Here is a 21,854-nt window from a genome sequence, read left to right as displayed (position 1 = left end):
TCAGCGCGGGTGTGAGCGCATGCCGTCGCAGACCACCTCGGCCATCGAGACCTTCCCGCCCCTGGCCCGCGCCCGCCGCTCGGCGGTGAGGCAGCCGCGCAGCAGGTCCTGCACGTCCTCCGTGCGGAGGTCGCCGCGCACCGCCCCGGCCCGCTGGGCGCGTTGCAGCAGCCGGCTCAGCGCGGCGGCGAAGTCGGTCTCCAGCGTCGTCCCGCGCCGGAACGCCGGGCCCGTGCCGCCCTCCAGCATCTCGCACAGCGCCTGGTTGGCCGACGCCTGCTCGACCACCGTGCGGAACCAGCCGAAGAACGCCCGGCCAGGGTCCTCCGCCGTGGCGAGCGCCCGCGCGTCGGCGACGAAACGTTCCATCCGGCCGAGCAGCACCGCCTCGAACAACGCCTCCCTGGTCGGGAAGTGCCGGTAGACGGTGCCGACGCCGAACCCGGCCCGCCGGGCGATCTCGTCGAAGGAGATGGCGAGGCCGTCGCTGGCCAGCGCCTCCTGGGCGATCTGCAGCACCCGTTCCCGGTTGCGGCGGGCGTCCGCGCGGAGCGGTCTGGCCGTGCTGTGATCGTCGCCCATGCGCTCCACCCGCCTTCACCGGCAACCGGAGGGATCTCTCCGATTCTATCTGCGGACTTCCCGGACATACAGCCCCGATGACACGAGAACACCCGCCCTCGGGGAGGGCGGGTGTCCCGTACGCGGCGCCACCGGATCACGGCCCGGCGTCGGCGCCGCCGGGTCCGGGCACGAGCGGTTCGCGCGGCCACGGCACCGGCCCGGACGACCGCACGGCGCGGGCGGCTTCCGAGTGGCCGGCGCGCGAGGCCCCGTGCCCCGCACCGGCCCGATCCCTGGCCCGGTCCCTGGCCAGGCGCGGGACGCCGGCCCGCCTGACCCGGATGCGCTCCTGCCGGGGCACCGGCCGCAGCCCGATCACCCGTGCGCCCGACGGCACCTGCCGCAGGTCGTGCGTGATGAGGATCGTCGTCCGCCCCGCCATGAGCCGCCCCAGCGGCGCCATGACCTGCGCGGCCGTCTCCTCGTCCAGCCCGGTCATGGGCTCGTCGAGCACCAGCACCGGCGCGTCCCGCAGGACCGCCCTGGCGATCGCGACGCGCTGCCGCTGCCCCCCGGACAGCAGCCGCCCGCGCTGCCCCACCGGCGTGTCGTACCCCCGGGGCAGATCCTTGACGAACTCGTGCACGCCGGCCGTCTCCGCGGCCCGGATGATCTCCTCCATCGAGGCGGCGGGCCGCCCGTAGGCGATGTTGTCCCGTACCGACCCGGAGAACAGCATCGTCTCCTGGTGCAGCACGGTGACGTTCTCGCGCAGCGACTCGCGCGTCAGGCCGCGGAGGTCGACGCCGTCCAGCAGGATGCGGCCCTCGTCCGGGTCGTAGAAGCGCAGCAGCAGCTTGGCCAGCGTGGACTTGCCCGCCCCGCTGGGCCCAGTGATCACCAGCACCTCCCCCGGTTCGGCGACGAAGGACACCTCGCGCAGCGCGGGCCGCGAGGCGCGTCCCGGATAGGCGAAGCCGACCCGGTCGAACTCCACGCGGCCCCGTCCCTGGCCGGCGGCGACGGCCGCGGGCGCGTCGGTGACGGCGGGCCTGGCCCGCAGGACCTCGATGATGCGGTCGGAGCCCGCGGCCGCCTCCGACACGGTGAGCGCCAGCTCGCCGAGCCCCTGGACGGCCGGGTAGAGCAGGGCCAGGTACGCGGCGAAGGCCAGCAGGCCGCCGATGGTCAGCCGGCCGGCGGCGATCTCCCACGCGCCGACGCCGAGGACGATGATCAGGCAGACGGTCTCGATCACCTGCACGACCGGGCCGTACAGACCGGACAGCCACGCCTGCGACAGGTTGGCGCGCAGCCAGGTCCGTCCCTCGCGGTGCAGCCGGCGCGCCTCGTCGCGCTGCCGGTTGTACGCCTGCACCAGCGGCTGGTTGGCCAGCCCCTCCTCCAGGACGCTGTTCATCGCGCCGTTGCTGTGCCGCTCGCGCGCGGCCGCGACACGGAACCTGGCCGCGAACAGCTTCGACACCAGCAGGAACGCCGGGATCAGGGCGAGCGTGACGAGCGCCAGGTCCCAGCGGACGAGGAACGCGGCCCCGGCGAAGAACACCACGCTGGCGGCGGTGGTGATCGCCTTGACCAGTCCCGAACCGACCAGTTCCTCGATGGCCTCGACGTCGTCGGTGAGCCGGGCCATGAGGTCGCCGAGCCGCCGCTTCTCGGCGTAGTCGGGCGCGAGCGTCTGCAGGTGGCCGAAGATGCGGTCGCGCAGCCTCAGCAGGAATCGTTCGGCGGCGAGTGCGGTGACGTACGCCCCGGCGAACGACGCCGCCCCCGCGACGATGGCGAGCCCCAGCCAGCTGAACGCGGGGATCCAGAAGCCCTCCAGGTCCCGGGTGGTGAGCACCTCGTCCGTGATGTGGCCGAACAGGCGGATCGCGGCGACCTCGCACAGTGCGGCCAGGACGGCGAACACCACTCCGGCCGCGAACAACGGCCGCAGCCCGCGCGTGTCCGGCCAGAACTCGCGAAAAGTCCGGCGAAGGGTGACCGCCGGGGCGAGTTCCCGGCCGGAGGCGGAAAAGGAGAGCCGGCGGCTCAGCCGCCGGCTCTCACGGGTCACTTTCAGCACCCCCAGCCCCACCACCGACGCCGGGCGCATGCCCAGCGGCGGCGCCAGTAGCGACGCCGGCAGCCCCATCCCTGCTGATACCCGACGTGAGTGAGCTGCGTGTTTGCCATGATTCCTCCCCCGTTGAAGGGCTGAACACTTGACAATTTGGACGTTACCCGCCCAAGTCGCATAAATCACGACATTTCGGCTGAAACCGTGAAAGCTTGACCGGTAAAACGCGACGAGAACGGCGTTTCATCGTTCTTGTTAAATCCGCCGCAAATGAGTAAAAGAACCAAAGAATCGTCACGCCGCAGCCAACGATGCTTCCCGAGCATGGCCACAAGTCGGCCCCGCCCGCTACTTTCGGCCGATGGCCGGCCCCTCACCGCTCGCCACGATGGGACGCATGACGATCCTCGGCGTGCTCCTCATGATCCAGGGCTTCGGCGCTCTCGTCGCCGTCCATTTCTTCGACCGCGACTTCGGCCTGCTCCACCTGGTGTTCGACGGCGGCGCGCTGACGGCTGCCGGGATCGTCACCGGCGTGCTCGGGCTCGCGCTCACCGTCGCCGGCATCGTGCACGGCGACGAGTGAGGGCCGAGGGACCGGCCCTCACTCAGCGGGTCAGGTCAGCGACGAGTACGCCACCACACCGCGCCGCATCGCGTCGACCGCCTTGCCCGCCGTCTGCCGGATCCTGCTGCCCGGCGCCGCCGCGTTCTGGAGCTGCCCCAGCAGGTCCATCAGCTGCTTGATCCACCGGACGAAGTCGCCGGCCGCCAGCTCGTTGCCGTTGACGCCGTCCATCAGCACCGCGTCCAGCGTGTGCCCCTTCGTCCACCGGAACGCCGCCCACGCGAACCCCAGATCCGGCTCACGCAGCGTCGACAGCTTGTGGTCGGACTCGATGCCCTCCAGCTCCCCCCACAGCCGCAGCATCGCCGTCAGCGCGTCCTGGGCCCGTCCGGCGGGGATCTTCGGCCGCCGCGCGTCGTCGGCCGCCCGCGACTCGAACACCAGCGCCGACACGCACGCCGCCAGCTCGGCCGGGTCCAGCTCCTCCCACAGGCCCTGGCGCAGGCTCTCGGCCGTCAGCAGGTCGAGCTCGGTGTAGAGGCGGCCGAGACGGCGGCCCTCGTCGGTGACGGTCTCGCCGTCGAGGTAGCCGAGCTGCTCCAGCACCGAGCAGATGCGGTCGAACGTCCGCGAGATGACGTGCGAGCGGCCCTCCACCCGGCGGCGCAGCCCCTCGGTCTCGCGCAGCAGCTTGTAGTAGCGCTCGGCCCAGCGGGCGTGGTCCTCGCGCTCGTCGCAGCCGTGGCACGGATGCTGCCGGATGCGCCGGCGCAGCTCGTTGATCTCGTCGTCCTCCATCGCGTGGTCACGCACGCGCGGCGGCTTGCCGAGGTCACGGTCGCCGATCTTGGCCAGCAGCGTGGAGACCAGGTTGGCGCGTTCCTTCGGCGAGCGGCCGTTGAAGTTCTTCGGGATGCGCAGCTTCTCCAGCGGCTCGACCGGCACCGGGAAGTCGGCCGGATCGAGCTTCTTGACCTGCTTGCCGATCGTCAGCACCAGCGGGCTCGGGCCGTGCCCGCGCGGGTTGCGGCCCGGGTCCAGGACGATCGCCAGCCCCGCCCGCCGCCCGCCCGGCACCCGGATCACGTCGCCCGGCTGCAGCGCCTCCAGCGACCGCACCGCCGCCGCCCGCCGCGCCGCGCCGCGCTGCTTGGACAGCTCGGCCTCCCGGTCCGACAGCCGCCGCCGCAGCGCGGCGTACTCGGGGAAGTCGCCCAGGTGGCACGTCATGGCCTCCTGGTAGCCCTCCAGCGCCTCCTCGTGCTTGCGGAGCTGCTTGGCCAGCCCCACCACCGCCCGGTCGGCCTGGAACTGCGCGAACGACTCCTCCAGCAGCGTGCGCGCCCGCTCACGGCCGAACTGCCCCACCAGGTTGACCGCCATGTTGTAAGACGGCTGGAAGCTGGAGCGCAGCGGATAGGTACGCGTGCCGGCCAGCCCCGCCACCGACAGCGGGTCCATGCCCGGCTGCCACAGCACCACGGCGTGGCCCTCGACGTCGATGCCGCGCCGCCCCGCGCGGCCGGTGAGCTGGGTGTACTCGCCCGGCGTCAGGTCGGCGTGCGTCTCGCCGTTCCACTTGTCCAGCTTCTCGATCACCACGCTGCGGGCCGGCATGTTGATGCCCAGCGCCAGCGTCTCCGTCGCGAAGACCGCCTTGACCAGCCCGCGCGTGAACAGCTCCTCCACGACCTCCTTGAAGGCCGGCAGCATGCCCGCGTGGTGCGCGGCGAGCCCGCGCTCCAGGCACTCGCGCCACTCCAGGTAGCCCAGCACCGCGAGATCCTCGTCGGGCAGGTGGGCGGTGCGCTCGTCGACGAGCTGGCGGATCTCGTGCCGCTCGCGGTCGGTGGTGAGCCGGATGCCGGCGTAGAGGCACTGCTGCACCGCCGCCTGGCAGCCCGCCCGCGAGAAGATGAACGTGATCGCCGGCAGCAGCCCCTCGGAGTCCAGCTTCTCGATCACCTGCACCCGGTCCGGCGGCCGGGCCCGCTGCGGCCGGCCGTAGCCCCGCCCCCTGCCCCGGCCCGCCATCAGCCGCTCGGCGTCCCTGGTCACCCGCATGAGCGTCGGGTTGATGCGTGGCGTCAGATCGTCGTTGACGAACATGTCGTAGACGCGGTTGCCGATCATCATGTGCTGCCACAGCGGCACCGGACGGTGCTCGTCGACGATGACCGTGGTGTCGCCGCGCACGTCGCCCAGCCACTCGCCGAACTCCTCGGCGTTGCTCACCGTCGCCGACAGCGCCACCAGCCGGACCGACTCCGGCAGGTGGATGATGACCTCCTCCCACACCGCGCCACGGAACCGGTCGGCGAGGTAGTGGACCTCGTCCATCACCGCGAAGCCGAGCCCGGCCAGCGTGGCCGACCCGGCGTACAGCATGTTGCGCAGCACCTCGGTGGTCATGACCACGATCGGGGCCTCGCCGTTGACGCTGTTGTCGCCGGTCAGCAGGCCCACCTTGGCGGTGCCGTAGCGCTTGACCAGGTCGTTGTACTTCTGGTTGGACAGCGCCTTGATGGGGGTGGTGTAGAAGCACTTCATGCCCTGCTGCAGGGCCAGGTGGACGGCGAACTCGCCGACGACCGTCTTGCCCGACCCCGTCGGCGCCGCCACCAGGACGCCGTCACCGGCCTCCAGGGCGCGGCAGGCGTCGAGCTGGAAGTCGTCCAGCTCGAAGTCGTAGAGACCTCGGAACGATGTGAGCGCGGCCCCGTCGTCGGCATGCTTCTGACGGAAGGCCGCATAGCGTTCCGCTGGCGTTGTCATACCCGTCAGCCTACCGAAACCGCCATTCCGGTCCGTCCTTCCGTACGCGGCCGGGTGCGGGCGATCCGGACCCGGCGCCTTTACAAAGTAGATCTCAAAGTAGATCTCAAACGAGGACGCGCAGCGCGCCCGGCCGGACCTCGCACTCCACGGGCACCGGCCCGACGCGCTCGCCGTCGGCGTAGGCCACCAGGCCGGCCTCGTCCGCGGCCTCCAGGCGCACCGTCCGCGCCCTGCGCGCCGTCACCGCCGGATGCCCGGCGTGCGTGCCCCGGTAGACGCTCGGGAAGACGCGCAGGAACTCCCCCTTCGGCAGGGCCCCGACCATCACCACGTCGAGCAGCCCGTCGTCGGGCAGCGCGTCGGGGCACACCCGCATGCCGCCGCCGTACGAAGGGGTGTTGGCCACCGCCACCAGCATCGCCTCCCGCTCGATCACCTCGTCGTCGTCGAGGACGAGCCGGAACGGCACGGGCCGGAACGAGCGCAGCTCCTCCACCATGGCCACCACGTAGCGGGCCGGCCCGGCCGGCCAGGTGAGCCGGTTGGCCCGCTCGTTGACCCGCGAGTCGAAGCCGCAGCACAGCACCCCGGCGAACAGCTCCTCGGTCCGCCCGGCGCGTACGCGGGCGGCGTCGACCAGCCGCGACTTCATCCGCAGCACGACGCGGGCGGCCGCCAGCGGGTCCTTGCACGGCACGCCGAGCGCGGCCGCGATGTCGTTGCCGGTGCCGGCCGGGATGATGCCGAGCGGCACGTCGGTGCCGGCCACGGCCTGCACGGCCAGGTGCACCAGGCCGTCGCCGCCGAAGGCGACGAGCGCGTCGGGGCGTTCGGCGACGGCGGTGCAGGCGCGTTCGAGCGCGTCGGCGGCGTCGGAGCCGACGATGACCGACAGCTCGGCCCCGCCGGCGCGCAGCCGGCGCGCCACGGGTTCGAGCTGGCGCAGGGCCCGGCCGCCGCGGGCGGCCGGGTTGACGAGCACGGCGAGTTGGGGGGACACGCCCGGAACCTATCGCCTATCGCGCGGAACCGGAATCCTCTGCCGGCTATCGCCCGGCGGGATCCCCGTCCGGCTTGTCGCTGGCCGGCTTGTCGCTGGCCGGCCTGTCACCGACCGGGCCGTCACCGAGCGAACCGTCACCGACCGGGGCGTCGTCGAGGGGCCGGTCGTCGTCGGACAGCGGCGAGGCCTCGTCGTCGGACAGCCCGGCGAACTCGTCCGCCGGCCGCCTGCGCTCGCGGAGGTACATGAACAGCTCGGCGGCCAGGAACAGCACGATCATCGGGGTCGCCAGCGCCATCATGGTGATGGGGTCGCCGCCCGGCGTGATCACCGCGCCGAAGACGAACATCAGGAAGATGACCAGCCGCCGGTGCTTGGCGATCGCAGCGTGCGAGACCACGCCGATGATGTTGAGGAACACCAGCAGCAGCGGCAGCTCGAACGACACCCCGAAGATCAGCAACATGATCAGCACGTAGTCGAGGTAGTCGTCGATGGCGATCGTCGCCACCGTGCCGTCCAGCGAGAAGCCCAGCAGGAAGGACAGCGAGGTGTCCATGATGAAGTAGCACAGCCAGGCGCCGAGGACGAACAGCGGGATCGCCAGCCCCAGGAACGCCAGCGTGTAACGCTTCTCGGTGCGGTAGAGCGCCGGGGTGACGAACGCCCAGATCTGGTAGAGCCACGCGGGCGAGGACACCACGAGACCGACCATGAGCGAGATCTTCAGCGTGATGAAGAACGACGAGAAGATGCCGTTGTAAGTCAGGCTGCACTCACCGGTGAGCTGCCGCGCCTGATCCGTGTGGCAGTAGGGCTCCTTGAGGATCTCCCACACCGGACCGGAGACGATCCAGCCCACGATCAGGCCGACGGCCACGGCGGCGATCGCGATGAGCAGCCGGTTGCGGAGCTCCCGGAGGTGCTCCATCAGCGGCATCCGGCCTTCCGGATCCCGCGACGGCTTCGGGCCCGACTTCTTCAGCAGCGCCATCTAGTGAGTCCTCGGGGACGAGGGACGGATGAAGGGGAAGGCTCAGGCGCGCTTGTCGGCCTGCGCCGAGGCACGCAGCCGGGCGGCCTGCTCCTCGAGCTGGCGGGCCTGCTCCTCGACGGACACCGCGGGCGCGGGGGCCGGGATCTGCTGCGGGGGCGCGGGCTGGGCCGGAGGCTGGGCCTGAGCCTGGACGACGGTCGGACGCTCGTCATCGTCGTCGTTCATCTTGCTGGTCTCGGCCTTGAAGATGCGCAGGGACCGCCCGACGCCACGGGCCAGGTCCGGCAGCTTCTTGGCCCCGAAGAGCAGGACCAATGCCACCAGGATCAGGATGATCTCCGGAGCTCCCAGGTTCATGTGACGTCCTTACAGGTGAGCCGAGTGCTTGCCAAACCCGATCGTACGCTGCTGACGGCCCTGCCTCATCCCCTGGAGTCCGCTTTCAGCCTGAATTGCTGGTTAATTCGAGCAACCTCCCTGTTCAGGGCACGGGTGGCGACGACCACCCGGGCCGTCAGGACCCCCAGAACGGCCAGCCCGACCGGCACGACGACGGCCGCCGGCACGATCGCCGGCATGATCCCTGTCATGACCCGTGAGCGTACAGGGCGAGGGCCCGCTCGGCCTCCGCGCGCACGGTCTCGGCCATCCGGGGCGGCGCGACGACCCGGCCGGTGTCGCCGAGCCGCAGCGCGAGCTTGACGATCCAGTCCTCGTCGCGGGCCCGCAGCGCCACCCGCAGCCGGCCCTCGCCGAGCTCGGCGACCTCCTCGCACGGGTAGTACTCGGCCACCCACCGCCCGGCCGCGCTCAGCTCCAGCTCGACCAGCTCGTCCGTGGGCGAGGGACGGAAGACGCCACGGGTGACGTCGATCGGCTCGGCCTCGGCGGGCGGGTCGGCGGGCACGTCGAGCACGTCCACGCCGAGCATGCGGTCGAGGCGGAACAGCCGCATCGCCTCCGCCCGGTAGCACCAGCCCTCCAGGTAGGCGCGGCCGTCCACGACCAGCACGCGGGTGGGATCGACCTCGCGCGGCGTGACCTCGTCGCGGCCCGGCACGTAGTAGCGCAGCGACAGCCGCCGCCCGCCGGTCAGCGCCTCGCGGACGCGGGGCAGCGCGTCGGGGGCGGCGTCGACGTCCACGGCGACCTGGCTGCTGACGGTGGCGGCGCCCTCGCCCGCGGCCCGCTCCAGCTTGGCCGTCACCCGCGCGAGCGCGTCACCGGTCACCCCATTGGCGTGATCCCTGCCCGCGGGCAGGGCCAGCTCCGGCGTGGCGGCCAGCATGCGCAGCGCGACCAGCAGGGCGCTGGCCTCGTCGATGCCGAGCCGCAGCGGCCGGGCGATCGTGTCGGCGTTGTCGATGATGATCTCGCCGCCGTCCCAGGAGACGTCGATGAGGTCGCCGGGGGTGTGGCCGGGCAGCCCGCACATCCACACGAGCTGCAGGTCGTCGATGAGCTGCTTCTCGCTCAGGCCGAACACCGCCGCCACCTCGCCGACCTGCGCCCCCGGATGGGACATCAGGTAGGGCACCAGCGCCAGCAGCCGCGGCAGCCGGTCCGCGCTCCCGCTCATACGTCTTCCCCCTGTTTCGTGGCCGGCTCGCTCACGCCATGGCCCCCTTCAGTCTGCGGATGACCGCCTCGCGCGCGTCCGGCGGCTCGACCACCTCGACGTCGCCGCCGAGGCTGGCCATCCAGCCGGCCAGCCGCTCGGGGTCGGAGAAGGTCAGCTCCGCCTCGTCCCAGCCGTCGACGCCGGGGTGGACGGCCCTGGCGAGCTGGCGCACCCCCTCGCACGCCCCCTGGCGCACCCGTACGACGGCGACCCGCTCGTCCGTCGTCTCGTCGGGGAAGCCGACCATGGCCCGCAGGTCGACGCCCTCGGGCACGCGTACCGCCCCCGGCTTGCCGACCTGCGCGACCTGGCCGGTGATGCGGCTGAGCCGGAAGGCGCGCGGCGCCTGCCGGTCGCGGTCGAACCCGGCGAGGTACCAGCGGCCGCGCCGGCTCACCACGCCCCACGGCTCGACCGTGCGGGCGCGCACGCTCTCGCTGCCGGCGCCGCGGTAGTCGAAGCGCACCGCGCGCCGGTCGCGTACGGCCTCCCACAGGGCGGGGAAGGCCGGGTCGCGGGTGTCGACGCGCAGCTCCAGCGCACCCGTGCCGACCGGCTGGTCGGTGGCGACGCCGCCGGCGCGCAGCTTGAGCAGCGCCCCCGAGGCGGCCTCGGCCAGGCTGGCGCGCTGCCACACCTGGGCGGCCAGGCCGAGCACGGCGGCCTCGTCGGGCTCCAGGGTGATCTCCGGCAGCTCGTACGACTCCCGCTGGATGCGGTAGCCCGGCTCGTCCTCCCACGGGTCGCGGACGACGTCGATGGGGATGCCGATCTCGCGCAGTTCGTTCTTGTCCCGCTCGAACATGCGCTGGAACGCCTCGTCGCCGTCGCGGTCGTAGCCGGGAACCGCCTGGCGGATCTGCTCGGCCGACAGCGGGCGCCGGGTGGCGAGCAGACAGATGACGAGATTGAGCAGCCGTTCCGTCTTCCGGCGCGACATCTGCCTCACTCCTCCTTCATCGACGCTACCCTGCCCCCGTGATCAGATGGCGCAAGGGCGAGGTCGTACGGATCCGACGCGAGTGGCCGGGAGCGGTGGAACTGGACGTCGCCGTCCCCGAGGGGGAGTGCCGGGCGCTTGCGTACCCCCCGCTGGTGGGGCGCCCGGAACCCGGCGACGAGGTGCTGCTCAACACGACCGCACTCGCGATGGGTCTCGGTACGGGAGGTTACGCCATGGTGGTGGCCGTCCCGAACCGTTTGCCGCAAGATCCTCAGGGGCCGGGGCACCTGGTGAAGGCCCGGTACACCCCGTTGCAGGCCACGGTGGCGGGCGCGGACGAGCAGGACTCGCCGTACCACGAGGTCCTGCGCGAGGCCGACTCCCTGGACGACATGCCCGTCGTGGTGGCCGACCTGCACTCGGCGCTCGCGCCGATCCTCGCTGGCCTGTACGAGGCCGCGCCGGGCACGCGGGTGGCGTACGTGATGCAGGACGGCGGGGCGCTGCCCGCGTGGTTCTCGATGACGGCGGCGCGGCTGCGCGAGAGCGGCTGGCTGGCGGGCGTGGTGACGGCGGGCCAGGCGTTCGGCGGCGACCTGGAGGCGGTGACCGTGCACACGGCGCTGCTGGCGGCCAGGCACGTGCTGGAGGCCGACGTGGCGATCGTCGCGCAGGGCCCGGGCAACCTGGGCTCGGGCACCCGCTGGGGCTTCTCCGGCGTGCAGGCGGGCGAGGCGGTCAACGCGGCCGGGGTGCTGCGGGGGCGGCCGGTGGCGGCGCTGCGGGTCAGCGAGGGCGACCTGCGCGAGCGGCATCACGGGGTGTCGCATCACTCGCTGACCGCGTTCGGGCGGGTGGCGCTCTGCCCGGCCGACGTGCCGGTGCCCGACCTGCCGGGTGAGTTCGGGGCCCGGGTGCGCGACCAGGCCGAGCTGCTGGCGGTGCGGCACCGCCTGGTGCCGGTGCCGGTGGACGGCCTGCACGAGGCGCTGCGGGCGGCCCCGGTCCGGCTCTCGACGATGGGCCGGGGCCTGGAGGAGGACCTGGCCTACTTCCTCGCCTCGGCGGCGGCGGGCAGGTTCGCGGCCTCGCTGCTGTCGTAGGCGTCCTTGTAGGTGAACGCCTCGGGGCTCGGGCCCTCGGTCCTGAGGCGTTCGAGCCGCTCCATGCCCTCGGCCAGCGTCGGGATGGTGCCCTCGGGGACCCACCACATCACCATGCTCGGCTCCGCCATGCGCAGGAACCACTCCCTGCGGCGGCGCAGCACGTCCAGGTGCGGGGAGCGGTAGACGTAGTTCCACAGCGACTCCAGCGACTCCCACACGGAGAAGTTGACGAGCAGGTGGTCGCCGTAGTCGTGGCGGACGGTCGCGGTGGGGTCGATCTCGCTCTCCTTCAGCCGCCAGACGAACCCGGGGGCGGCGTCGGCGAGGGCGTTGATCGGTTCGAGCAGGGCGACGAACTCGGCGAGCTCGGCGGAGTCGATGGGCGCGCGCATGTGGGCGAGGTTGAGCTGGGCGAGGTGCATGACGCTCAGCACATCACCCCATCCCCTTCTATGTCAATCTCCATTTGTTTTAGAAAGGGCGACACAGCACTCCCCCGGCCGCGCGTCCATCCGCGCCCGCGCCGGGTCCTCGCCGAGCCCGCGCAGCAGCCCCTGGCACAGCGCCAGGTTCATCGAGCACACGAGCAGCGGCTGCTCCGTGGCCGGCACGTGGAACGGACAGTTGCGCAGCCGCAGCAGCCCGTCCTCCTCGTACGGCTCATAGCCCCGCTCCCCCAGCACCCGCTCCACCGGCTCGCCCGCGTGCCGCGCGCCGATGCGCTCGCCCGCGCCGCGCGCCGCCTTCTCCGCCTGCTCCTCGGCGCCCAGCAGGTCGACCACGTCGGCGAGCACCGAGGCGAGGGTGACGTAGTCGCGGGGCGGCAGGCTCACCGAGCGCTCGCCCCTGGCCCTGCGGTAGACCTTGGCCGGCCGCCCGCTGCCCGGCCCCTTCTTCGCGGGTGCGCGGAACCCGCTCTCCAGCAGCCCGGCCTCCACCAGCTTGTCGAGGTGGTGGCCGGCCAGCGTCCGCGACACCCCGGCCGCCTCGGCGGCCTCACCCCGGCCCACGTCGCCGCCGCCGGCCGCGACCGCCTCGTAGAGGCTGCGGCGTACCGGGTCGTTCAGCAGGGCCAGCGCGTCGAGGTCGTCGATGCTCACAGGCGGGAGTCTACGTGCGCGGCCCCTGCTCAGTAGACGGCCAGCACGTCCACGACGAAGACGAGGGTGTCGGAGCCCTTGATCCCGTACGCGGGGAAGCCGGGAGCGCCGTAGCCGTACGCGGGCGGGACGACCATCAGCACGCGGCTGCCGGCGGGGACACCAGTCAGCGCCCGCTCCCACGCCCTGATGAGGCCGCCGTCGCCCAGCTTGAACGCCTTCGGCAGGCCGCTCGTCCACGTCGTGTCGAAGACGCGGCGGCTGTCCCAGACCGCGCCCGCGTACTGGGTGACGACGAGACGGCCGGGCCGGGCCTTGGGACCGGAGCCCCGTTCCAGCACCGTGGACGCGAACCGGGCCGGCGGAGCTCCGGCGGGCACCTGGAGCGCCGGGCGCGCGCCGGCGCTCACGCGCACGCCCGCCAGCGTGCCCGCGCGGCCCTCGACCGAGGCGCCCTTGTGGTGGGCGCCGAGGATGTCCACGACGTAGAACAGCTCGTCGGAGGGGCCCACGCCACGCGGTGGGTTGGGGCCGAAGCCGTCGCCGGGCGGGACGGCGGCGATGACCCGGCTGCCGACCGTACGGCCCTCCAGGGCGCGGTCCAGGCCGGGCAGCAGGCCGCCCACGGGGAACGCGGCGGGCGCGCCACGGGTGAAGCTGGAGTCGACCAGGCGGTTGCGTCCGCCGTCCCAGACATGGGCGGTGTACTGCACGATCGCCACGTCGTCCGGCTCCAGGCGGGCGCCCTTGCCGGCGGTCAGCTCATCCACTTGGAGGCCGGGCGCGGGCTTGCCCTCGGGGAAGTCGATCGTGGGCCGCGCACCGAACGCCCCGGCCACCTTCAGCTCCAGCCCTTGGGCGGGCGCCCCGGTACACCCCGCGAGCACCACCACCACGAGCACCGGCACCACGAGCACCGGCCCGAGCATCCGCACGAGCACCGGCCCGAGCATCCGCGCGAGGACCGGCATGGGCTTCCGCGCGATCTCCGGCATGGGCTTTCGCGGGGGCCTGGACGCGCGCTCAGGGACGTGCCCGGGCGCGGGCCTGGGGGCGGCGGCATGGCGGAGCATCGGGCCCTCCCCTACGCGACGAGCCCCGGGGCAGTCCCCGGGGCTCGCGATGCTACCGCGCAGGCCCGCCACAAACCCCGCAAAACACCCAAATGGCGGTCACCGGGGCCGGGCGGCTCAGTAGGCGGCCAGGACGTCCACCACGAACACCAGCGTGCTGTTGGCCGGGATGTTCGGCTGCTCCTGGTCGCCGTAGCCCAGGTTCGGCGGGATGCTCATGACGACCCGGCTGCCGACCGGCACCCCGGCCAGCCCCTGCTGCCAGCCCTGGATGACGCCGCTCAGCGGGAACTCGGCCGCCTCGCCCCGCTCCCAGCTCGAGTCGAACTGCTTGTCGGTGCCCCAGATCTTGCCCGTGTAGTGGACGGCGAGCGTCTGGTTGGGCTGCACCTTGGCGCCGGTGCCCTCGATCACCGTCTTGACCACGAGCTCGCCCGGGGGCTTCTCACCGGTCTTGGTGGTGAGCGTCGGAGCCTTCTCGCCGCCCGGGTTCTCGACCTTGACGCCCTTGATGGACTCCTTGGTCTCCTTGCCGGTGGCGGCCTTCAGCGCGGGCGGCTGCGTGCCGACGACGTCGAAGACGAACACCTTGGTCGGCTCGGCCGGCGAGGTCTGCTGCTGCTGCTGAGGGACCGAGTCGTTGGCCAGCACGGCCAGCAGCCGGCCACCGTGCTTGACCTTGGTGAAGCCCTCCTGCAGCACCTGCGGGAGCTGCTCGTTGACCGAGATCGTCTCGGGGGCCTTGGTGTCGTACGACGAGCCCTGGGCGGCGTTGGTCTTGCCGTCCCAGTCCCAGACGGTCAGGTTGACGATGACCTTGTCACCGGTCTTGATCTCGGCGCCGCTGCCCGCCTGGATCACCTCGTAGGACGACTTGGTGGCCGGCGAGCCGGACGGGAAGGTCACCGTGGGCTTGGCGCCGGGGTTGCCGGCCACCTTGACCCCGGTGGACCCGCCGGATGCGGCGTCGTCGGAGCCGCATCCCGCGGCGAAGAAGATCAGCGGCATCGCTGCCAGAACGGCCAGAACGCGGCGCATGCGTTTCCCTCGGAAAAGACGTCAGATTCGCGTCACCCTACCCGAACCTCGGGTACGCCCGAGGTAAACGCATCGCCCGCGTCCCGTCCAGCCGCGGCTCACATGCCGGCGATCAGCTTGTCCACCCGTTCGTCCACGCTGCGGAACGGGTCCTTGCACAGCACGGTGCGCTGCGCCTGGTCGTTGAGCTTCAGGTGCACCCAGTCGACGGTGAAGTCGCGCCGCTTCTCCTGCGCCTTGCGGATGAACTCGCCCCGCAGCCGCGCCCGCGTGGTCTGCGGCGGCACCGACTTGGCCTCGAAGATCTTCAGGTCGGACGCCACCCGCTCCACCGAGCCGCGCTTCTGCAGCAGGTAGTAGAGGCCACGCTTGCGGTGCACGTCGTGGTAGGCGAGGTCGAGCTGGGCCACCCGGGGCGAGGAGAGCGGCAGGTCGTACTTCTTGCGGTAGCGCTCGATGAGCTGGTATTTCGTCACCCAGTCGATCTCGCGCGAGACCAGGTCGAGGTCGCCGGTCTCGACCGCGCGCAGCGTGCGCTCCCACAGCTCCAGCACGCGGTGCGCGATGTCGTCGCCGCCGCGCCGGTCCACGAAGTCCTTCGCCTTCGACAGGTATTCCTGCTGGATCTCCAGGCTCGACGCCTCGCGCCCGTTGGCCAGGCGCACCCGGCGCCGCCCGGTCATGTCGTGGGAGACCTCGCGGATGGCCCTGATCGGGTTCTCCAGCGACAGGTCGCGCATCACCGTGCCGGACTCGATCATGCGCAGCACCAGGTCGGTGGCGCCGACCTTGAGCAGCATCGTGGTCTCGCTCATGTTGGAGTCGCCGACGATGACGTGCAGGCGGCGGAAGCGCTCGGCGTCGGCGTGCGGCTCGTCGCGGGTGTTGATGATGGGCCGCGACCGGGTGGTGGCGCTGGAGACGCCCTCCCAGATGTGCTCGGCCCGCTGGGAGACGCAGTAGACGGCCCCGCGCGGCGTCTGCAGCACCTTGCCGGCGCCGCAGACGATCTGCCGCGTCACCAGGAACGGGATCAGCACGTCGGCCAGGCGGCCGAACTCACCGTGCCGGCCGACGAGGTAGTTCTCGTGGCAGCCGTAGGAGTTGCCCGCCGAGTCGGTGTTGTTCTTGAACAGGTAGATGTCGCCGGCGATGCCTTCCTCGCGCAGCCTCTTCTCGGCGTCCACGAGGAGACCTTCGAGGATGCGCTCGCCCGCCTTGTCGTGGGTGACGAGTTCGATGACGTTGTCACACTCGGGTGTTGCGTATTCAGGATGGCTGCCCACGTCGAGGTAGAGGCGGGCGCCGTTGCGGAGGAAGACGTTGCTCGATCGGCCCCAGGACACGACCCGCCGGAACAGGTAGCGCGCGACCTCGTCCGGGGACAGCCTGCGCTGCCCCCTGAACGTGCAGGTCACGCCGTACTCGTTCTCCAGCCCGAAGATGCGACGATCCATCACCTCACACTATGCCCATGGATCGGCGAGCGGGAGAGATCTTGCCGGGTGTTTTCAATGTCGGCCCCGAATGGGGTGTTTCGTCCCTGCTGGCCGCGCCGTGCCCGCCCCTGAATGAGCACGGCGGCGCGCTCACGGGACGTAGATCTCCTGGACCTTGACGATCTTGCCCCGGTAGACCGTGATGAGGGCCGGCTGACGCTGCTTGCCGTGCCGCTTGACCAGCACCGACGTCGAGCACCGCTTGGCGCCCAGGCCGGTCTTCCTGCTCACCGTGAGGGAGCCGCCCGCCTGCTTGCAGCCGTACGCCGACAGGAACACCACGTTCTTCGCGATCGGCGAGGCGTAGGCCGTCGCGTCGCCCTCGCCCGGGCCCACGAAGTAGCCCTCGGTGTGCTTGTCGCGCTTCCACTTGATCGGCTGGTACTCCGCCACGCCGCCGCTCACGTGGGTGATCCAGCCGCGCAGGATCCCGTCGTGGCGGGGGCTGATGCGCTTGGTGAAGTCGTGCTTCGGATCGGGCTGGAAGGTGGTGCCGAAGATCTTCGGCGCCTTGTAGTGGGGGTAGGCGGCGGTCGCGGCCTGTGCGGCGCCGCCGGACGCCACCAGCGCGGCGGCGGCCGCCCCGCCAGCGAGGAGGGTGCGCAACGATGTGTTCACGCCCTTTGAGACCAACGCCGCCCGCCTCCGGTTCGCCCCCACCCGGGTGATCCAGCTCACACCGCCCCGGCCCGGCAACGCGAAAGCGGCAACGCGAACGTTCGAGGCAGCGCCAACGGCAGGAGCAACCCACATGCCCGCCGCACACACGGCGCTGGGCACAGACGGCGAAGCGGCACAGAGCCCGGCAACGCAGATGGCGGGGCCGCGTAGGTGGCGGCCCCGCCGGGGAGCGGTGTGGGGTTACAGGGGTGAGGAGCCGTCGTCGACCGGGCCTTCGGGGCCCGTGGGCGGCGGGGTGTCGCCGGAGGAGCCGGACGAGCCGGCGGAACCGGTGGAGGGCGGCTCCGACGACGACTCGGCCGACGGGGGCGGCGAGGCGGGCGGCTGGGTCGTCTGGCCGAGCAGCCGCTCCAGCCGGGCCCCCGTCAGCCGCAGGAACTTGCGGTGCTCACGGTTGCGGTCGAGCACCGCCACTTCGAGCTGGGCCACCGGCGGCCGCTCCCCGCCCGGCTCGGTCAGCGCTGTCAGCGCCACCTCAAGCGCGTCGGCCAGCGACATCGACTCGCGGTAACGCTCCTTCAGCCGCCCCGCGACCGCCTCGGCCTGCCCGCCCATGGCGGCGAAGCCGTGCTCGTCGAAGACCGACCCGTCGAAGGTGAGCCGGTAGATGGCGTCGCCGTCCTTGGTCTCGCCGACCTCGGCGACCACGACCTCCACCTCCAGCGACTTGATCGACTCGGTGAAGATGCGCCCCAGGTTGGAGGCGTAGAGGTTGGCGAGGCCGCGCCCGGTCACGTCGGAGCGGTCGTAGGTGTAGCCGTTGATGTCGGCGTAGCGGATGCCGCCGAGCCGCAGCTCCTCGAACTCGTTGTAGCGGCCCACGGCCGCGAACCCGATGCGGTCGTAGATCTCGCTGATCTTGTGCAGCGCCCGCGACGGGTTGGGCGCGACGAACAGGATGCCGTCGACGTACTGGAGGACGACGACCGACCGGCCCCGCGCGATGCCCTTGCGCGCGTAGTCGGCCTTGTCCCGCATGATCTGCTCAGGGGACGCATATCCAAAAGGCATGGACACGGGCAGATGGTCCTTTCTAGCGCAGCGGGGCGATGGGGCCGTCGGGCGAGATCATCCGGGCTTCGAGCATCTGGTCGACGTAGCCGGCGACCTGCTCGTCGGTGAGGCGGCGGAAGCCGTCGGCGTCGATGACGCCCACGACCGGCCAGATCTTCCTGGTCACGTCGGGGCCGCCGGTCGCCGAGTCGTCGTCGGCCGCGTCGTAGAGCGCCTGGATGAGCGTCATCGCCATGTCGTCGACCGACGCGCCGTCGCGGTAGAGCTTCTTCAGCGACCCGCGGGCGAAGATCGAGCCGGAGCCGATCGCGTCGAACCGCTCCCGCTCGTAGGGCCCGCCCGCCACGTCGTAGCTGAAGATGCGGCCCTCGTCCCTGTCGGGGTCGTAGGCGGCGAACAGCGGCACCACCACCAGCCCCTGCATCGCCATGCCGAGGTTGCCCCTGATCATGGTCGCCAGCCGGTTGGCCTTGCCCGCCACCGACATCGTGCGGCCTTCGAGCTTCTCGTAGTGCTCGAGCTCCACCCGGAACAGCCGGGCGAACTCGATGCCGGTGCTCGCCGTGCCCGCGATGCCCATGCAGGAATAGTCGTCGGTCCTGAACACCTTCTGCACGTCACGCTGCGAAATCACGTTGCCCGACGTCGCCCGCCGGTCACCCGCCATGATCACCCCGCCCGCGAAGGTGGCGGCGACGATCGTGGTCGCGTGCGGAACCTGGTCGCCGATCGGGGTGGCCAGAACCTCATCCCGCCGTGGCAGCAATTCCGGCGCGTAGGAGCCGACGAACTCCGTGAACGAGGAGCTCCCATTGTTCTGGAAAAGCTGATTCACCAAGCCGACGGGCAGATCCCTGTGCGATGCCACGCGACTCCCTCCCAAACGTCACTGTCCCTAGGGCGACCCTACTGTTGTTGCGTCGCTGTCTGCACTTCCCACGATCAGCTCACGGCGAACCCTCCCCCGCCGCGGCGAACCTACCCCTGCGCGGGCCGATCATTGTCCGGATCGTTTCCTTACGGCCGCCGGCGAAGGTGGGGGCGGCCGGGGCCAGGTCAGCACGGCCGGCGGCAGCGTGCGGCGCCCGCGCGTGTGCTCGGGTGTGTTCGGCGGGGGCTCGTGGCCGGCCTGGGAGACGCCGGGCCTTCGTACGGTCGCTCGCGGCCCCTGACGGCGCGGAAGGATGGGGCGCGGAAGGACGCGGAGGATCAGCGCCCGCGCGAACGGCGACAGCGAGGCGCCGGCCCTGCCGGAGCGCTCGCCCGTTCGCGGTCTCAGCTCATGAGGTGCCGCCCGTCCGACCGCTCATGGACGGGCGCCGAGGGCGACGGCGCAGGGCCCGCCCTGACGGGCGAGCGCGCGCTCGACGTCGTCCTCGGTGGTGCCGTGACTCTCGATCGTGATGGTGCCGTGCCGGGTTTCTTATTCCCCGCCCTTCTGGACGTAGCTGCGGACGAACTCCTCGGCGTTCTCCTCGAGGACCTCGTCGATCTCGTCGAGGATCGCGTCGACGTCGTCGGTGAGCTTCTCCTGACGCTCCTGAACGTCCGGCGCCGCCGAGGCCTCGGTCTCCTCAACCTCGGTCTCGCGCCGTCCGGCCTGCTTCTGGCCGCCGGTGTCCTTGGTTGCCATGTCCTACCTCCGCTTGGGGGACTGCCTCTAGGCATATCTTCCCCGAACCGTCCGACATTTCGCGCCCAACCTCGCGCGATCTTGTATCGGTTGACTGGATAGTGTTGCTATCCAATAATGGATCCCCAATGGATCCCCTACGTACACGGAGGTTCGGAATGTCCACTATGTCGCTGACCATGGCAGGTGTGCTCCTCATCACAGTCCCGACGATCGCGTTTGGCGGTGTGTCGCTGCTGACGTTCCTGATGCGGAACGTTCCCGGCTACCGGGACAACCCGGTCCGGCGGGGCCTGTGGCGGGCGGGGCACGCCCATGCGGGCGTGCTGGTCCTGTTCGCCCTGGTGGCGATGCTGTACGTGGACCAGACCTCACTCCCCGAGGGCGTCAGGACGCTGACCCGGGTGCTGATCGTGGCGGCGCCCGTCCTGATGCCGCTGGGGTTCTTCCTGTCGGTGGCCCGCCCGGGCGACACCAGGCCGAACAAGCTCATCTGGCTCACCATGGCGGGCGGCGCCGGCCTGGCGGCGGGCACGCTGACCCTGGGCATCGGCCTCCTGTGAGCGGGGGCCTGCCGTCAGCGGACGGTCACTCGCCGCCGGTGAGCGCGGCGACCAGGTCGGCGGCCGTGTGGCAGCGGTCGAACAGCTCGCCGACGTGCGCCTTGGTGCCGCGCAGGGGCTCCAGCGTGGGAACCCGCTGCAGGGACTCGCGGCCCGGGATGTCGAAGATGACGGAGTCCCAGGAGGCGGCGGCGACGGACTCGCTGTACTGGCGCAGGCAACGGCCGCGGAAGTAGGCGCGGGTGTCGCTGGGCGGGTGCTCGACGGCGCGCTGCACCTCCTCCTCGGAGACCAGGCGCTGCATGCGGCCCCGGGCGACCAGGCGGTTGTAGAGGCCGCGGTCGGGCCGGATGTCGCTGTACTGGAGGTCGACGAGCTGAAGCCGGGGGTGGGACCAGGCCAGGCCGTCGCGGCTGCGGTAGCCCTCGAGGAGTTCGAGCTTGGCGACCCAGTCGAGCTCGCGGGCGAGCTGCATGGGGTCCTCGGCCAGGCGCGTGAGCACGGACTCCCAGCGGTCGAGCACGTCCTTGTTCATCTCGTCCTGGGCGGTGCCGCGCTCCTCGACGAACTTGCGCGCCTGCTCCAGGTATTCCATCTGGAGCTGGACGGCGGTGAGCTTGCGGCCGTCGCGCAGGGCGATCTCGTAGCGGCAGGTCGGGTCGTGGGAGACCGCACGCAGGGCCTGGACGGGGTTCTCGACGGCGAGTTCGCGGCTGAGGAAGCCCTCCTCGATCATGGCCAGCACGAGCGCCGTGGTGCCGAGCTTGAGATAAGTGGAGATCTCCGACATGTTGGCGTCGCCGATGATCACGTGCAGACGCCGGTACTTCTCGGGGTCGGCGTGCGGCTCGTCGCGGGTGTTGATGATGGGCCGCTTGAGCGTGGTCTCCAGGCCGACCTCGACCTCGAAGAAGTCGGCACGCTGGCTGATCTGGAAGCCCTCGCCGCGCGAGTCCTGGCCGATGCCGACCTTGCCCGCGCCGACGACGACCTGCCGGCTGACGAAGAACGGGGTCAGGTGGCGCACGATGTCGGCGAAGGGCGTGGCGCGGCGCATGAGGTAGTTCTCGTGGCAGCCGTAGCTGGCGCCCTTGGCGTCGGTGTTGTTCTTGTAGAGCTGGATGGGCGCGTTGGAGGGGATGGCCGAGGCGCGCGTGGCGGCGTCGTACATGACCCGCTCGCCTGCCTTGTCCCAGATGACCGCGGCGCGGGGGTTGGTGCACTCGGGCGCGGAGTATTCGGGATGGGCGTGGTCGACGTAGAGCCGGGCCCCGTTGGTCAGGATGACGTTGGCCAGCCCGAGGTCCTCGTCGGTGAGCTGCGTGGGGTCGGCGACCTCTCTCGCCAGGTCGAACCCGCGCGCGTCACGCAGGGGGTTCTCCTCCTCGAAGTCCCAGCGCGCGCGGCGCGCACGGGCCGCCGAGGCGGCGAGGTACGCGTTGACGACCTGCGAGGAGGTCACCATCGCGTTGGCGCCTGGCTGGCCGGGTACGGAGATGCCGTACTCGGTCTCGATGCCCATCACCCGACGCACCGTCATGCAACATCCTCTGTTCGTCCGGGTCTGTCTATCCGCCGTTTATATGCCCG

Annotated in this window: 22 protein-coding genes; 3 read left to right on the top strand and 19 right to left on the bottom strand. The window is 71.5% G+C overall.

The window, feature by feature from the left end; translation table 11 throughout:
* The gene (locus SMD20_RS05245; protein WP_329575548.1) at positions 1–582 is read right to left on the bottom strand and encodes a TetR/AcrR family transcriptional regulator; all 582 of its coding nucleotides are present in this window, start codon (positions 580–582) and stop codon (positions 1–3) included.
* Positions 583–718: 136 nt separating this feature from the next.
* Complete coding sequence (locus SMD20_RS05240; protein WP_329575545.1) at positions 719–2,722, bottom strand: ABC transporter ATP-binding protein; 2,004 nt, start codon at positions 2,720–2,722, stop codon at positions 719–721.
* A 286-nt stretch (positions 2,723–3,008) separates the two neighbouring features.
* Between SMD20_RS05240 and SMD20_RS05235 the strand changes: the two genes are divergently transcribed.
* On the top strand, positions 3,009–3,233 hold the full coding sequence (locus SMD20_RS05235; protein ID WP_329575542.1) for a hypothetical protein: 225 nt from the start codon (positions 3,009–3,011) through the stop codon (positions 3,231–3,233).
* A 30-nt stretch (positions 3,234–3,263) separates the two neighbouring features.
* Here SMD20_RS05235 and SMD20_RS05230 read toward each other — a convergent pair whose 3' ends face one another.
* The 7 genes from SMD20_RS05230 to SMD20_RS05200 form a co-directional block, all read right to left on the bottom strand.
* Entirely contained in the window at positions 3,264–5,990 is a 2,727-nt protein-coding gene (locus SMD20_RS05230; protein ID WP_329575539.1) for a DEAD/DEAH box helicase, read from the bottom strand.
* Between the two features lie 106 nt (positions 5,991–6,096).
* A complete protein-coding gene (locus SMD20_RS05225) occupies positions 6,097–6,993 on the bottom strand; it encodes a diacylglycerol kinase (protein ID WP_329575536.1) in 897 nt (298 codons plus the stop codon).
* A 46-nt stretch (positions 6,994–7,039) separates the two neighbouring features.
* A complete protein-coding gene (gene tatC, locus SMD20_RS05220; RefSeq protein ID WP_329575533.1) occupies positions 7,040–7,990 on the bottom strand; it encodes a twin-arginine translocase subunit TatC in 951 nt (316 codons plus the stop codon).
* 42 nt (positions 7,991–8,032) lie between these two features.
* A complete protein-coding gene (gene tatA, locus SMD20_RS05215; protein WP_329575530.1) occupies positions 8,033–8,350 on the bottom strand; it encodes a Sec-independent protein translocase subunit TatA in 318 nt (105 codons plus the stop codon).
* Between the two features lie 65 nt (positions 8,351–8,415).
* The gene (locus tag SMD20_RS05210; RefSeq protein ID WP_329575527.1) at positions 8,416–8,583 is read right to left on the bottom strand and encodes a hypothetical protein; all 168 of its coding nucleotides are present in this window, start codon (positions 8,581–8,583) and stop codon (positions 8,416–8,418) included.
* Positions 8,580–9,572, bottom strand: a complete 993-nt coding sequence (locus SMD20_RS05205; RefSeq protein WP_329575524.1) for a helix-turn-helix transcriptional regulator — start codon at positions 9,570–9,572, stop codon at positions 8,580–8,582. Before SMD20_RS05205 ends, SMD20_RS05210 begins: the two co-directional genes overlap by 4 nt.
* 31 nt (positions 9,573–9,603) lie before the next feature.
* On the bottom strand, positions 9,604–10,554 hold the full coding sequence (locus tag SMD20_RS05200; protein WP_329575520.1) for a helix-turn-helix transcriptional regulator: 951 nt from the start codon (positions 10,552–10,554) through the stop codon (positions 9,604–9,606).
* 38 nt (positions 10,555–10,592) lie between these two features.
* Between SMD20_RS05200 and SMD20_RS05195 the strand changes: the two genes are divergently transcribed.
* Entirely contained in the window at positions 10,593–11,660 is a 1,068-nt protein-coding gene (locus SMD20_RS05195) for a DUF3866 family protein (RefSeq protein ID WP_329575518.1), read from the top strand.
* Here the strand turns inward: SMD20_RS05195 and SMD20_RS05190 are convergent.
* The 9 genes from SMD20_RS05190 to SMD20_RS05150 all read right to left on the bottom strand — a co-directional run bounded on the left by SMD20_RS05190 (position 11,606) and on the right by SMD20_RS05150 (position 19,701).
* Positions 11,606–12,097 carry a DUF3291 domain-containing protein gene (locus tag SMD20_RS05190; RefSeq protein WP_442942444.1) on the bottom strand — a complete coding sequence of 164 codons (492 nt, stop codon included), beginning with the start codon at positions 12,095–12,097 and terminating at the stop codon, positions 11,606–11,608. The two genes, SMD20_RS05195 and SMD20_RS05190, sit on opposite strands and share 55 nt — an antisense overlap.
* 21 nt (positions 12,098–12,118) lie before the next feature.
* On the bottom strand, positions 12,119–12,763 hold the full coding sequence (locus tag SMD20_RS05185; RefSeq protein WP_329575514.1) for a helix-turn-helix transcriptional regulator: 645 nt from the start codon (positions 12,761–12,763) through the stop codon (positions 12,119–12,121).
* Between the two features lie 29 nt (positions 12,764–12,792).
* Positions 12,793–13,758 carry an FKBP-type peptidyl-prolyl cis-trans isomerase gene (locus SMD20_RS05180; protein ID WP_329575512.1) on the bottom strand — a complete coding sequence of 322 codons (966 nt, stop codon included), beginning with the start codon at positions 13,756–13,758 and terminating at the stop codon, positions 12,793–12,795.
* A gap of 195 nt (positions 13,759–13,953) precedes the next feature.
* Positions 13,954–14,874 (bottom strand): FKBP-type peptidyl-prolyl cis-trans isomerase, encoded by a 921-nt coding sequence (locus SMD20_RS05175; RefSeq protein WP_329575509.1) that lies wholly within the window; start codon positions 14,872–14,874, stop codon positions 13,954–13,956.
* A 98-nt stretch (positions 14,875–14,972) separates the two neighbouring features.
* The gene (gene pafA / locus SMD20_RS05170; protein WP_091087617.1) at positions 14,973–16,331 is read right to left on the bottom strand and encodes a Pup--protein ligase; all 1,359 of its coding nucleotides are present in this window, start codon (positions 16,329–16,331) and stop codon (positions 14,973–14,975) included.
* A gap of 132 nt (positions 16,332–16,463) precedes the next feature.
* Positions 16,464–16,991 carry a hypothetical protein gene (locus SMD20_RS05165; RefSeq protein WP_329575503.1) on the bottom strand — a complete coding sequence of 176 codons (528 nt, stop codon included), beginning with the start codon at positions 16,989–16,991 and terminating at the stop codon, positions 16,464–16,466.
* A 243-nt stretch (positions 16,992–17,234) separates the two neighbouring features.
* The gene (prcA, locus tag SMD20_RS05160) at positions 17,235–18,065 is read right to left on the bottom strand and encodes a proteasome subunit alpha (protein WP_329592433.1); all 831 of its coding nucleotides are present in this window, start codon (positions 18,063–18,065) and stop codon (positions 17,235–17,237) included.
* A gap of 22 nt (positions 18,066–18,087) precedes the next feature.
* A complete protein-coding gene (prcB, locus tag SMD20_RS05155; RefSeq protein ID WP_442942443.1) occupies positions 18,088–18,936 on the bottom strand; it encodes a proteasome subunit beta in 849 nt (282 codons plus the stop codon).
* Positions 18,937–19,491: 555 nt separating this feature from the next.
* Positions 19,492–19,701 (bottom strand): ubiquitin-like protein Pup, encoded by a 210-nt coding sequence (locus SMD20_RS05150; RefSeq protein WP_329575500.1) that lies wholly within the window; start codon positions 19,699–19,701, stop codon positions 19,492–19,494.
* Between the two features lie 179 nt (positions 19,702–19,880).
* On the opposite strand from SMD20_RS05150, the gene SMD20_RS05145 reads away from it, so the two are divergent.
* A complete protein-coding gene (locus tag SMD20_RS05145) occupies positions 19,881–20,264 on the top strand; it encodes a hypothetical protein (RefSeq protein WP_329592430.1) in 384 nt (127 codons plus the stop codon).
* Between the two features lie 25 nt (positions 20,265–20,289).
* Here the strand turns inward: SMD20_RS05145 and dop are convergent, their stop codons facing one another.
* Complete coding sequence (dop, locus tag SMD20_RS05140) at positions 20,290–21,804, bottom strand: depupylase/deamidase Dop (protein WP_329575497.1); 1,515 nt, start codon at positions 21,802–21,804, stop codon at positions 20,290–20,292.
* Positions 21,805–21,854 lie beyond the last annotated feature (50 nt).

This window comes from Nonomuraea sp. LP-02, assembly GCF_036289125.1.
Lineage (GTDB): Bacteria > Actinomycetota > Actinomycetes > Streptosporangiales > Streptosporangiaceae > Nonomuraea > Nonomuraea bangladeshensis.
Note: the sequence above shows the minus strand (reverse complement) of the source record. Positions and strands in the feature narration are given on the sequence as shown.